10 protein-coding genes are annotated in these 13,543 nt (G+C 47.4%); 9 read left to right on the forward strand and 1 reads right to left on the reverse strand.

Features of this window, described 5'->3' with window-relative positions; translation table 11 throughout:
- Positions 1-63: 63 nt before the first annotated feature.
- Positions 64-3,165, reverse strand: a complete 3,102-nt coding sequence (locus tag LGT44_RS02315) for a flagellin N-terminal helical domain-containing protein (RefSeq protein ID WP_230330538.1) — start codon at positions 3,163-3,165, stop codon at positions 64-66.
- A 249-nt stretch (positions 3,166-3,414) separates the two neighbouring features.
- On the opposite strand from LGT44_RS02315, the gene LGT44_RS02320 reads away from it, so the two are divergent.
- Genes LGT44_RS02320 through LGT44_RS02360 form a run of 9 tightly spaced genes read left to right on the forward strand, consistent with a single transcriptional unit; the run spans position 3,415 to position 13,536 of the window.
- Positions 3,415-5,451, forward strand: coding sequence for a motility associated factor glycosyltransferase family protein (locus LGT44_RS02320; protein ID WP_230330537.1), 2,037 nt, complete (start codon positions 3,415-3,417; stop codon positions 5,449-5,451).
- 2 nt (positions 5,452-5,453) lie between these two features.
- Entirely contained in the window at positions 5,454-6,437 is a 984-nt protein-coding gene (locus LGT44_RS02325) for an NAD-dependent 4,6-dehydratase LegB (RefSeq protein WP_230330536.1), read from the forward strand.
- On the forward strand, positions 6,430-7,584 hold the full coding sequence (locus tag LGT44_RS02330; protein ID WP_230330535.1) for a LegC family aminotransferase: 1,155 nt from the start codon (positions 6,430-6,432) through the stop codon (positions 7,582-7,584). The genes LGT44_RS02325 and LGT44_RS02330 overlap by 8 nt, the downstream gene beginning before the upstream one ends.
- Positions 7,577-8,716 (forward strand): UDP-N-acetylglucosamine 2-epimerase, encoded by a 1,140-nt coding sequence (gene neuC / locus LGT44_RS02335; protein ID WP_230330534.1) that lies wholly within the window; start codon positions 7,577-7,579, stop codon positions 8,714-8,716. Before LGT44_RS02330 ends, neuC begins: the two co-directional genes overlap by 8 nt.
- The gene (neuB, locus tag LGT44_RS02340; protein WP_230330533.1) at positions 8,709-9,788 is read left to right on the forward strand and encodes an N-acetylneuraminate synthase; all 1,080 of its coding nucleotides are present in this window, start codon (positions 8,709-8,711) and stop codon (positions 9,786-9,788) included. Before neuC ends, neuB begins: the two co-directional genes overlap by 8 nt.
- Complete coding sequence (locus tag LGT44_RS02345; protein WP_230330532.1) at positions 9,766-10,422, forward strand: acetyltransferase; 657 nt, start codon at positions 9,766-9,768, stop codon at positions 10,420-10,422. Before neuB ends, LGT44_RS02345 begins: the two co-directional genes overlap by 23 nt.
- A gap of 2 nt (positions 10,423-10,424) precedes the next feature.
- Positions 10,425-11,489: a nucleotidyltransferase family protein gene (locus tag LGT44_RS02350; protein ID WP_230330531.1), complete on the forward strand. Its 1,065-nt coding sequence runs from the start codon at positions 10,425-10,427 to the stop codon at positions 11,487-11,489.
- Positions 11,486-12,196: an acylneuraminate cytidylyltransferase family protein gene (locus LGT44_RS02355; protein WP_230330530.1), complete on the forward strand. Its 711-nt coding sequence runs from the start codon at positions 11,486-11,488 to the stop codon at positions 12,194-12,196. Before LGT44_RS02350 ends, LGT44_RS02355 begins: the two co-directional genes overlap by 4 nt.
- On the forward strand, positions 12,193-13,536 hold the full coding sequence (locus tag LGT44_RS02360) for a glutamate-1-semialdehyde 2,1-aminomutase (RefSeq protein WP_230330529.1): 1,344 nt from the start codon (positions 12,193-12,195) through the stop codon (positions 13,534-13,536). The genes LGT44_RS02355 and LGT44_RS02360 overlap by 4 nt, the downstream gene beginning before the upstream one ends.
- Positions 13,537-13,543: the final 7 nt, after the last annotated feature.

The following is a 13,543-nucleotide window of genomic DNA, read 5'->3' on the forward strand; positions in this document are numbered from 1 at the left end:
GTCACCTCTCAGGTTCTTGGTTAAGCAGCCTGGGGAAGGCTGGCCTTCCCCATCAGTCCGCTATTATCCCAGAAGAGACAGAACCTGCTGACCGGCAGCGTTCGCCTGAGCCAGTACCGAGATACCGGCCTGTTGCAGTACCTGAGTACGTGACAGCTCGGCGGTTTCTGCCGCGAAGTCCGCATCCTGAATCCGTGAGTTCGCGGAGTTCAGGTTCTCAGAGGTAACCTGCAGGTTACTTACTGTAGAGCTCAGACGGTTCTGAATCGCACCGAGGTCGGCACGCTGACTGGCCACCTGACCAATCGCATTGTCGATCGCAGTGATTGCCGCAGTAGCGCCTTCGAACGTGGAGATATCAATTTCACTCAGGAACTGACCATCTTCACCGCCACCATACTGCGCAACCTTGAAGCCGAGAGCTTCAATCTCATCTTTACCGTTAGAACCGGCTTCCAGAGAGATTTCTTTGGCAGAAGACAGTGTCACGGTACCGTAGGTGGTTTCGTAAGTTGCACCTTCGGTTGCTGAGCCTCGGGTACCGATATTATCGGATGCCGTGGCAGTACCGATATCAGCCTCGCCAATACCATCAATGGATGAGTCCAGACCAATCAGAGAACCAAAACCATTAGCACCTGCGGCAGCCGGATCGACACCGTTGTTAGCGCCATCGTTATCCAGCGCGACAGAGATATTACGGCCGTCTGCTGCACGCAGCGTAATCGACACACCGTTATCTTCTGCAGTAACACCAGTCTGACCGGACTTCTGGTTAATCAGATCAATGGTATTAGCCTTGGTCGCGTCGGTATCAATATTGCCGGTACCGTCATCAACAAGACTCACCACGCCAATATCAACGCCGTTGATATACAGCTTGCCACTCTCACCAGCTTCATAACCAGCCGCCTTAGCAGCAGTCTGCTTAGTGGCCATGTCGGTGGCCGAGCCAGAACCAACCACAACGGTTTCATTGGCTGTTGCAGTAACACCCGTCTTATCCGATACCTTGTTAATTGCGTCAGCAATTGCGATAGCAGACTGAGATTTAACAGAAGTCTGAATGGCTGAGCCATCAGAAGCCACCGTTGCAGAAGCTTTATCTGCGCTTACATCTGCAGCTTCGATATTCACGCCATTAATAGTCAGGTCACCTTCTTTCAGACCACGCACCGGCTCCTGAGCGGCATCAACAGAAACACTGTTGATATCAGTAGCACCAGTGTTGGTTTCACGGAAGTTGAAGATACTACCGCCAGTGACCGAACCTGATGTTGCAATTCCGGCAACAGCCAGGTTACTGCTGAGACTGATGCTTTTCAGGTCATCGCCAGTAACATCAACATCTTTTAAGTAACCTGTTACCAGAACACCACTGGTCTGCGTACCACCAACACCCGCGACCTTGGCACTACTGGTACCTGTTGCATCGTAGACAGTCACATCAAAGCTGGACGTGGTACCACCCGCAGCAGCGCCGCCGGTAATAACCAGAGTATCGCCATCCGCATCAGTGATGAATACATCACCGTCAGTAGCACCACCTGTCGCACCAGCAACATAGGTAGCTACAAGACCTGAGGACGGAGTCGCATTGATTGCATTAGCAATATCTTCAACCGTTGAAGCGGTTGACGACAGACTGATGGAAATCAGTGCATTACCTTCAGTAGAACTGTCGAAGACCTGAATCTGCCCACCAGTAAAGTAACCATCACCACCGGCGGCTTCCAGCTTGAGTTTGGTTTCTGCTGCTGCAGAAATACCATCCAAACCGTTAATAGCAGCAGCAATTTCTTTAGCGCCCAGATTACCTGCACTGCCTGCACTGAAGCTCGCCGACTGACCATCATTCGTTGTTACAGTGACCGTTTCAGAAGTACCGAAAGCGATACGACCATCAGACACCAGACCTAAAGCTGTCGACAGCTGTGCACCTGCAGTTCCTGTAGGCAAGTCAGTACTGAATTCTGCACCAGTAGTCAGAGTGGTTACAGTTGAAGCGACCTGCGCAGCACCTGCTTCATAAGTACCTCGATTAAGGCCTGCATTGTCCAGGTTACCGTTACCGGTACCATCACCACCGGTAATCACCACAGAGTCAACATCACCATCAGCAACCAACGTGTAACCACCGTAGTAAGTGTTTTCTGCTGCCAGACCTGTAGCTGCCGCTGCATCGGCATCCGAGGTGATACCACCAGTGAAAGAACCAAAAGCGATATCAATATTGCGGCCATCAGCAGCAACCAGCTTCACGCCATTAGCATCTGTACCAGAGGAAACTGCAGTTACACCGGTCTGATCGGACACAGCATTAATTGCTTCAACAACAGAAGCACGTGTTCCGACAGAATCAGTCGATGTTGAAAGGGAAATATCTACATTATTCAGGGTCAGCGTAACAGTACCGGCCTTGGTAGACATTTCAGAACCGGAAGCAACGTTCTCGTTAGCGAACGCTTTAACACCGGTCTGATCATAAACGGCATTGATAGCTTCCGCTTTGGCAATCGCACTGAAAGAAGCGTTCTTGGTTGAGGCGGTATCATCCGCTGCTTTGGATGGGCTGACGGCAATATTGTTGATGATCAAGTCACCATTCTGCAGCGCCGCTCCCTTACCCTGAGCAGAAATACCAGACTGATCAGAAGCACCTAACTTGTTTGCTGTCAGTTCTGAGATAGAAACATCAACAGTCTGACCTGCATTGGCGCCAACCTGGAATGTTGCAGAAAAAGAACCGTCCAGCAGTTTACGACCGTTAAAATCGGTCTCTTCAGAAGTACGGGTGATCTCAGCAACCAGCTGATCAACCTCAGCCTGAAGAGCCTCGCGGTCAACATCTGAGTTAGTGGCGTTCGCAGACTGTACCGCCAACTCGCGGATACGCTGCAGGTTTTCGTTCATAGAACCCAGCGCACCTTCAGCCGTCTGAGCAAGCGCGATACCGTCACCAGCGTTACGCACAGCAACGTTCAGACCTTTAATCTGAGACGTAAAACGGGTGGAAATCGCCAGACCGGCAGCATCATCTTTTGCGCTGTTAATACGCAGACCAGAAGACAAGCGTTGCAAAGCCTGTTGATTTGATGACTGGGACTTATCCAGGTTGCGCTGAGCATTCAGCGACGCAATGTTGGTATTAATAATTTGAGGCATAACCGTTCCTCCGACAGATTTCACAATCGCCGCCGGATCGTCCCGAACAGCGCGTTCGTGTTGTACATCCTTGTTAACGGCAACAATTCCAAGTCCTTTAAAGAATAATAAGAACCTTTAGGAATAAAAAATGATTCAGATATAACCATCAAGGCTTCCCCAGATGGCACAGACTCTGCTAGGTTAAGTCAAAAAGACGCCGCCAAGTCTTAGATATACCAAGGCAATACACAAATCAGGGATCCCGTTATGAACCTAGAGCGCCTGGCCGCACTAAAAGTCAAAAATTTGTCATTTATAAGAGATAATTTTCCGGCGCTTTATCCGCTGCTCAACGAACACTGCCCTGAAAAAAAACGGCTGAATGCCGACACCCAAAAGAACAGGTTCCAGCTGCTGGATACCGAAACTGGCCAGATATTGATCAATGACGCCGCACAAGCAGCCGCATCGGAGGTGTCGTCATTTATAAACGGCTGCCACCGGAATAATCGGCTAATCACCGTTGCGACCGGATTCCGCAATACCTTTTCTATTCCAAGATTTTCAGCAAAAAAGCTGGCTGAAATCGTCGATAACAGCCCATTGACAAATGAGAACTTCAATTTTTATCCCTTTGATAATCACATCCCCATGCTGTGCATAATGGGCATAGGCTTAGGCCTGCATATTGAAAAGCTGCTACAGAGTGTCTCTGTTAACCACTTAGTGATCTGTGAAAGAGATAAAGATGAGATCTACGCCAGCTTATTTGTCATTGACTGGGAAGAACTCTTTCTACCCCTGATAAATGATCCGCATAAATCTGTAACACTCATATTATTGCCAAGCAGCAACGATAGTGCAGCGTTCGGTATTCTATGGAACCACCTGGTTAAGCAACCGCCGTTTTTTCCTACGGCAACCGTTTTCTATAACCACCGGGGAACGAATCGTAATGAAAAAATTCTGGCTCGTGTACGCAAAGACATTACGATGTACTACAGCCTGTGGGGAAACTACGATGATGAGATCAACCAGCTGAATAATGCCCTGCACAACTTCCGGGCTGGTATCCCCCGCCTGCGTAAACCACTCGGCACTCATACCGATACTCCTGTACTCATCATTGGCTCTGGTCCTTCATTGGATGAAAGAATGGACTGGATCCAGGCAGCACAGAAGAAAGCCATTATTGTTTCCTGTGGCTCTGCGCGCGACGTACTGCGCAGAAATGGTATTCATCCTGATTTTCAGGTTGAGCTGGAGTCCGATTATGTTGCGGCGGAAGCTTATTCCAGAACCGTAACGCGTTCTGATACCAACGGCACCACGCTTATGGCTGCAGCTCAGGTTCCTCCAAAGATTTTTGCTCTGTATGACAGCAAGCAGATGTACTTCAAAGACTCCACCGCTATGGCCAGCTTGTTTTCTGAAAACAATGTCGTTTCTGGCTGCACGCCATCTGCCACCAATGCCGGACTTGGTGTTTTCCTTCATCTTGGATTTGAAAATCTGTTTTTGTTTGGAATGGATTTTGGCTACATTGACCCCGAAAAACACCATTCAAAAGACAGTATCTATTATACCGATGAGAACCCTGAAGACCTGATAGACAGCACTTGGGACAACCTTGATCAGGGCATGCCAACCCCTGGCGTTCAGGGCCATGACATTAAAACAATTCCCTTTCTTTACACCGGAAAACGCCGTGTTGAAGTCGAACTGGCATCCGTCATGAACAACCGGGAACTGCATGCTTATAACTGCTCGTTAGGAGCAAAAATTGACAATGCAGAATGGTTGAATGATATCGATGTTTTTAAAGAGATGATCCAGAATATGCCTGGTGATTATACAAGCACCCTGTCATGTATCAGACAAGCTGGAAATCCGGTTTATCAGGATGAACAGGATGAAAAATTAAAGCTGCTTGAAGACGCCATACGCCGCGTATCAATACGGATTCTTGATGAACTTGATCATATGGAAATAAGTATGAGCAGCTTTTCCGATACTTTGTATCGGATTGCACGCTTCCTCGAAGAGGACATCTACCAGAAATTAAAGACGATCTATTACATTTTCCGCGGCTCTGTCTGGTTTTTCTTATCAATTGGCTATGCCCATGCCTACGCACTTGATGGCGATGAAAGAACAGAATTAATTAAACACTGGTTAAAAGTATTCAGAGAATTTCTTAACGAATGGCCGGAACACTACTGCTCAATTGTATATCGTGATGTCAGCGTCGAAAATGATCCGTTACTTACTAAAATGATTACCGAAGCGGTTGAGGGAGTTTAACAATGCAGAAACCCATTCTGATTACTGGTGCAGATGGTTTTATTGGATCTCACCTGGCCGAACTTCTGACCAAAGCAGGCTATCCGGTCAGAGCAATGACACTTTATAACTCCTTTAACTCCTGGGGATGGCTGGACAATTCTTCACTCACGCAGGATATGGAAATTATCAGTGGTGATATACGCGATCCATTCTTCTGCCAACAAGCAGTCAAAGGCTGTTCCGCCGTATTTAATCTGGCAGCATTGATCGCAATCCCATACTCATACCTGGCGCCAGCCAGCTACGTAGCCACGAATATCGAGGGCACGGTTAACTTACTGCAGGCAGCACGTAACGAAAATATCGAACACTTTATTCAAACTTCGACAAGCGAAGTTTATGGTACTGCGCGCTATATACCGATCAATGAAGAGCATCCACTGCAGCCACAATCGCCATACAGCGCGTCTAAGATAAGTTCAGACTCTATGGCTATGAGTTACTACAACGCATTTGATCTCCCCGTAACGCTGGCGCGCCCTTTCAATACTTATGGTCCGCGCCAATCCGCACGAGCAGTTATTCCGACCATTATTACCCAGATTGCTGCCGGAAAAAACCATATCCAGCTCGGCGACCTCTCACCGACCCGCGATTTTAACTATGTAGAAGACACCTGCAATGGCCTTATCAGTCTGCTGGGAAGAAAAAACACTGTGGGCGAAATTATAAACATAGGCAGCAATACCGAAGTATCCATTCTGGATACCGTCCGTATGATTCGCGACATCATTAATTCCGATGTAGAAATCATCCACGACAGTAGCCGTATTCGTCCGGAAAAATCAGAGGTACACCGTCTGGTATGCGATAACAGTAAGCTCCTGCGGCTAACCGGCTACAAGCATCAGATTTCTCTGGAAGAAGGCCTGAGAAGAACGATCGAATGGTTCTGTATTCCCGACAATCTTTCACGCTACAAAGCAGATCAATACAATGTTTGAGCAGCTGAAAGATTTAATACGCTCCATGTATCCCGGTGAAAATACAATACCGCTTCACCGCCCTTCATTTTCGCAGGAAGAAGCATCGGCAGTTGCTGCTTGTATCAACAGCACTTTCGTATCATCCGTGGGGCCTGAAATCGGAGAGTTTGAAAAGTTAATCGCTAAATTTTGTGACTCCGGATACGCTATAGCGACAGTCAATGGTACTGCTGCACTGCATCTTTCCTTACACGTTTTGGGAGTTCATAGCGGTGACATTGTACTGACTCAGTCATTGAGCTTTGCAGCTACCGGGCACGCCATTCTGCAAACGGGAGCTAAACCGGTTTATATCGACATTGCTTTACCTGAAGGCAGCATGTGTCCGGAAGCACTACTTCATTTTCTCGAAGAGGAATGCAAGCAGCAGGAAAACATTTGCATCCATAAAGCCAGCAAACGCAGGATTGCTGCATGTGTGCCTATGCACTCATTCGGTGAACCGGCAAAAATAGCTGCAATCGCCGAAATATGCCGTAACTGGTCAATCCCATTAGTTGAAGATGCCGCCGAAGCATTGGGTAGTTTTACTGAAGGGAAGCATTGCGGGACTTTTGGTACCTTTGGAATTTTGAGCTTTAACGGCAATAAAATTATGACCACAGGAGCCGGCGGCATGATCCTGTGCAAGAATGAAACCCTGGCGAAACGTCTGAAGCACGTATCGACTACAGCCAAAATACCTGATCCATTTGAATTTCGTCACAGCGAAGCCGGATTCAACTACCGCCTTCCAAACTTAAATGCCAGTCTGGGAATCGCTCAGTACAAGAAACTGCCAGCTTTTCTGAACAAAAAGAAAACAATCCACAGAGAATATCGGGTATTTTTCCAGCGTTTCTGTTACAAGCTGGTGAATAATCCGGAAGCCCAGTCTAATCATTGGCTCAATACCGTCATTATGAACAGCGCTGAAGAAAAAGAGGAGCTGTTACAATTTCTTAAAGTCCACGATATTCAGGCAAGGCCTGCATGGTATCCTCTGCACAGACAGCAGCATCTGCAATCAGTGACTGATCTGCCACTGCCACAGACAGATTGGCTATACAGCAGAGCAGTGAGCCTGCCCAGCAGCGTTCCATTCGAGGCTCCCTGCTATGATTAAAATTGCATGCTTCACTGCAACCAGAGCGGAATATGGTCTGCTGCATCCTGTCCTGAAAGTGCTGAATGAAGCCGAAGACTTTTCGGTCAGCCTGATTATCAGCGGAACTCATCTGGATGAAAAATTTGGTAACACCATTGAAGAAATCAAAAACGATGGCATTACCACATACACAACACTTCCGCTGAGCTACTCGGATGACAGTCCCAGAGGGAATGTTATACGTTCAGCGGCAGTACTTACCGGGCTGGCTGACGTTCTGCCAGAATTAGCAGCCGATGCAATGCTGGTCCTTGGCGACCGCTACGAAACACTGGCAGTAGCCCAAGCCTGCTGCATGATGAACATCCCGATCCTTCACTTGCACGGTGGGGAATTGAGTTTCGGCTCCCAGGACAATCAGTTCCGACATGCCATCAGTAAGCTGTCACATGTACACCTATGTGCGACTGAAGAAGCCAGACGCAGACTGATAAAAATGGGCGAATCTGCTGAACGCATATTTCTGGTCGGAGCCCCGGGTGTCGAAAACTGCAGAAGGCAAGTCCTTGCTGATTTCAGACAGCTTATTCAGGAAAATGGGATAAACTGGCAGTTGCACAATATTCTGCTTACCTATCATCCTGACAGTCTGGCTCCGGAAAAAAGCAAACAGGAGTTAAATGAAATACTCTCCGCGCTCGAAAAAATACCAGAATTAGGCATCATCATTACCTACCCTAATTCCGATTCCGGACACATTGGAATTATCAGAAAAATCTGTGAATTTCAATCCCGTTATCCAGAGCGGGTCAGCCTGCATAAAAGCCTGGGCGTAAAGCGCTATCTAACCCTGATTAAAGCCGTTGATGCCGTTATTGGTAATTCATCAAGCGGAATTATTGAAGCTCCATCAATGGGAACAAGAACCCTGAACATAGGAAACAGGCAGAAAGGCAGGGAGCGTGCATCATCGGTGATTGATGTAGAACCCATTGCAGAAGATATTTTATCTGCATTACAGAAGATTTTAACTGGCAAAGCAGAATCATTCGACAATCCCTATGATCATGGTGATACAAGCCTGAATACTCTGCATGCACTGAGAAGTCTGGACTACTCTTCGCTACTGGAGAAAGAGTTTAATGAGTAATACAGCGAAAGTTCTGATCATTGCCGAAGCTGGTGTCAATCACAATGGAAACCTCGGACTGGCTTTACAGCTTGTCGATGCAGCAATAGATGCGAAGGCAGATATTGTTAAATTCCAGATTTTTGACAGCCGCATGCTGGCAACAAATCAGGCAGCAAAGGCCGATTATCAAAAAGCATCGGGCGATCAAAACGACAACCAGCAAGCCATGCTTAAAATGCTCGAACTAAGCCACGAAGATTTTATAAAAATCAGTCAATACTGTAATGAGAGAGGTATTGAATTTCTGGCAACCGCATTTGATGAGCCTTCATTAGACTTTCTTCTGTCAGAGCTTTGCGTAAAGCGCTTGAAAATCCCTTCCGGTGAGCTTACTAATTTACCCTTTATTCTGCGTCATGCGCGCTCCGGACTGCCTTTGATATTGTCAACCGGTATGGCATCAGAAAAAGAAATAGAAGAGGCTCTGGCAACTGTAGCCTTTGCTATTATTCATCCGGATCGTGAACCGGTATCAAGAGATGAACTGACAGCAGCCCTGCATAGTATTCAGCCTGATCAATTGATGAGCAGAGTAACCATACTGCAGTGCACAACCGCCTACCCGACTTCTGATGAAGATGTGAACCTTCGGGTAATACCAGCCCTGAGCAGACGTTTCCAGTGCCCGGTCGGATTCTCTGATCACACAGCGGATATATTTGCTGCCCCTCTGGCTGTTGCTGCCGGAGCAAGTATCGTAGAGAAACACTTTACCCTGAGCCGCACTCTTCCTGGACCCGACCATCAGGCATCACTGGAACCCGCTGAACTTAAACGGTTAATTGACGCAATCAGACGAACTGAAACCATACTTGGTTCATCGCACAAGGCTGCCACTGCTGCAGAAGAACGTAATATGACAGCTGCCAGAAAAAGTCTGGTAGCGGCATTGCCAATTAAAGCAGGCCAAATGCTGACTGCTCATAACATTACCGCGAAACGGCCTGGCAACGGTTTATCGCCAGCCTGTTACTGGGAAATGATCAACACTATTGCCAGAAGAGATTATGAGCAGGATGAACTCATCTGATTCACCCATTATCATTCTGGGAACCGGTGGACACGCCAGAATCGTCGCCGACACATTGCTATGCAGCGGTCAGCGGATACAGGGATTTATAGATCCGGTAGCGCAGTTTTCCGCTTGGCGTGAAATTCCCTACCTTGGCAATGATGACATCCTTGCCCGCGTTCCTCCATCCACCGTCCGGCTTGTAAATGGTATCGGTTCTGTACCCTTCTCAGATACCCGGTTCACAGTAGCTGCAAAGGCCGAAAGTCTGGGCTTTGTTTTCTGTCAGGTCATTCACCCCTCAGCGGTTATTGCCGCAGATACAAAGCTTGCCGCAGGCGTGCAAATACTTGCCGGAGCCATCATTCAGACCGGGAGCATTATCGGCAAACACAGCATCGTCAATACCGCCGCCCGTATTGACCACGACTGCCGTATAGCTGAATTCTGCCACATAGCTCCGGGGGCAACGCTGTGTGGTTCAGTACAGCTGGCACAAAGGGTGCATATAGGAGCAGGAGCGACCATCATTCAAGAAATTGACGTTGGTGCCGATACCGTAATAGGAGCCGGCACAACCATCACCAAGTCAATCGATTCCATGCAGGTGGTACGTAGTCCGGAGGTCGTCACTGAAGCCAGGCGGAGGTAATCATGACACATTGGCAAAGCGTGTTGCTTTCAGAAACAGATACGATAGAACGTGCCATTAAAGTCATTAATGATACAAGTCTCCAGATTGCTCTCGTTTGCGATGAAAGCCGCCAACTACTTGGCACCGTCACAGACGGTGATATACGCCGGGCACTTCTGAACGACAGAAATCTTGCGTGTCCACTGCATGAGATCATGTGCAAAGAACCCGTCACCGCAACCCCGGCACAATCATTGGCACAAATACGCACGTTGATGCGCCGGCACTCTGTTCAACAAGTTCCGGTTATTGAAAGTGGTATCGTTATTGATTTGTATACTGCGCGGGAACTTGATTCCGCCAAAAGAAAGTCCAATCCGGTTTTTCTGATGGCAGGCGGCTTTGGTAAACGACTAAAACCGCTGACTGATGACTGCCCTAAGCCACTGCTTAAAGTCGGTAACAAACCAATTCTGGAGACTATTCTGGAAAGCTTTATTGAGCACGGTTTTCACCAGTTTTATATTTCAACACACTATCTTCATGAAAAGATCACCGGCTACTTTGGCAAAGGCGAGCGCTGGGGAGTTGATATTCACTACGTTCATGAAGAATCACCACTGGGAACGGCCGGGGCACTAAGTCTTCTTCCTGATGACCTGCAAGAGCCTATCCTGATGATGAATGGAGATTTACTGACCAAAGTAAACTTCAATCAACTTCTTTCATACCACGAAGAACATCAGGCTACTGCCACCATGTGCGTACGACGCCACGAATATCAAATCCCTTATGGTGTAATTCACAGCGATGGCCACCAGGTCGAGAAAATTGTAGAAAAGCCAATCCAGTCGTTTTTCATCAATGCAGGTATTTATGTCATTAGCCCCGAGCTGCGCAGAATAGTGTCATCGTCTTCACCCACTGATATGCCGGACTTACTACAAGCCCAGATCAATTCCGGTAAAAACGTATCGCTCTTTCCAATTCATGAGTATTGGCTAGACATAGGAAAAATGCCGGACTACAACCAGGCTCAACAGGATTTTCTGAATGACTTCAGTGACCGGGAAATGCGCGGATGATAGACGGTAAACGAGTACTCTGTGTTGTTCCGGCCAGGAGTGGCAGCAAAGGCCTGAAAGATAAGAACATCCGTGAACTGGCAGGAAAACCCCTCCTTGCCTGGCCTGTTTGTTGCGCCCGAGGCAGCAAATATATAGACCGTATTATCGTCTCCACTGACAGCGAGAAATACGCCGGTATTGCCCGTCAATATCAGGCGGATGTTCCGTTCCTGCGGCCAGAAAACCTTGCTCAGGACACAACAACGACCATTGACGTTATTGAAGATCTATTGAAGCAATTGCAGGAAAGCTACGACATTCTGGTCTTGCTGGAACCCACATCACCGCTGACTGAAACTAAGGATATTGATGTTGCTCTTGAGTCATTGATTGGTTCGTGGGAAAAGGCGGATGCCATCGTTGGCATAACACAGGAAATAAAGTCTCATCCGGCGTATTTATTAACACTCGACGAAGAAAAATTAATCCATAGTCTGAATGCTGACTTCTCCAAGGCTGTCCGACGTCAGGAGCTCCCAGAGGTGTACAGAATGGACGGTACACTTTACATCAGTAAAGTGGATGCATTACTGAATAAGCACGGCTTTTATCATGACCGAACTATTGGCTTTATCGTACCTGAATGGAAAAGCTATGAAATTGACTCCATGACCGATTTCATATGCATTGAGGCCATTATGCAGAACAGAGAGGTACTATCGTGAGTCTTCCGGCAAAGAAAGCAGCTAATAAGGGCTATGAACAACGCCTGAAAGAAGTCATCCCCGGCGGAGCACATACCTATTCACGTGGTTCAGATCAGTTCCCTGCCAACGCTCCTCAGATTCTCAGCAGCGGTTCCGGGGTTTATGTAAAAGATTCTGAAGGTAATGAGTTCCTTGATTTTGGAATGGCGCTCAGATCCGTTGCCATTGGTTATGCCGAACCCTCAGTAAATAACTCGGCGATTCAACAAATCATGTCAGGCAACAACCTGACACGCGCGTCGATGATCGAACTGGAAGCAGCTGAACGCCTTACCAGCATGATAGCCAGTGCAGAGATGGTAAAGTTTACGAAAAATGGCTCGACTGCGGTATCTGCCGCAGTGAAACTTGCCAGGGCCTATACCGGAAGAAAGCTGGTTTTGCGCTGTTCAGACCACCCGTTTTTTTCGTTCGATGACTGGTTCATTGGCTCAACAGTTATCAACCGGGGTATTCCTGATGAAATATCCCGGATGACGATCACCTTTCCCTACAATAACACCCGTGCACTGGAAAATATTCTGGATGAACATGGTGACGATATTGCTTGCCTGGTAATGGAAGCAGCAACAACCGAAGAACCGGCTGCCTCTGTCTTTGAACAAGGGAAATCTTATCTGAATGACGTCGAGTATCTTTGTAAAAAGCACAATATTGTTTTCATTCTTGATGAAATGATAACGGGATTTCGCTGGCATAAATATGGTGCGCAGGCGTTGTACAATATTCAGCCAGATCTGACAACTTTTGGGAAAGCCATGGCTAACGGCTTTTCCGTAGCCGCAGTTGCTGGTAAGCGCGACATTATGAGTCTTGGCTCTATTGATGAAACTGGTCAGGAGCGCGTTTTTTTGCTGTCAACAACACACGGCGCTGAAATGAGTGGATTGGGCGCATTCATAGCCACTATGGATTTCTATGAAAACCATGATGTTATCGATCATCTCTGGAGTTTTGGTAAAAAGCTTAAGAATCTGATTAACTGCAAAGCGCTTGAGCATGGTTTGAAAGAAAATCTGATAGCATCTGGCTTCGACTGCTCGCCAAGCATAGTATTAAAGGATCGTGAGGGTAATGTATCAATGCCTTTACGGACTTTATTTATGCAGGAAATGCTTAGCAGACAAGTGATGATGCCTTGGATTTCCATTGCATATAACCACGGCGATAAAGAGCTCAGACATGTGGATCATGCACTTGACCAATCGCTGATTACTCTCCGTAAAGCATTGGACGAAAGTATTGATAAGTATCTGATTGGTGAGTCTGTAAAGCCTGTCTTCCGTAAGTATAACTGAAGGTTAA

The sequence above is a fragment of the Thalassolituus alkanivorans genome (assembly GCF_020447205.1).
GTDB lineage: Bacteria > Pseudomonadota > Gammaproteobacteria > Pseudomonadales > Oceanobacteraceae > Venatoribacter > Venatoribacter alkanivorans.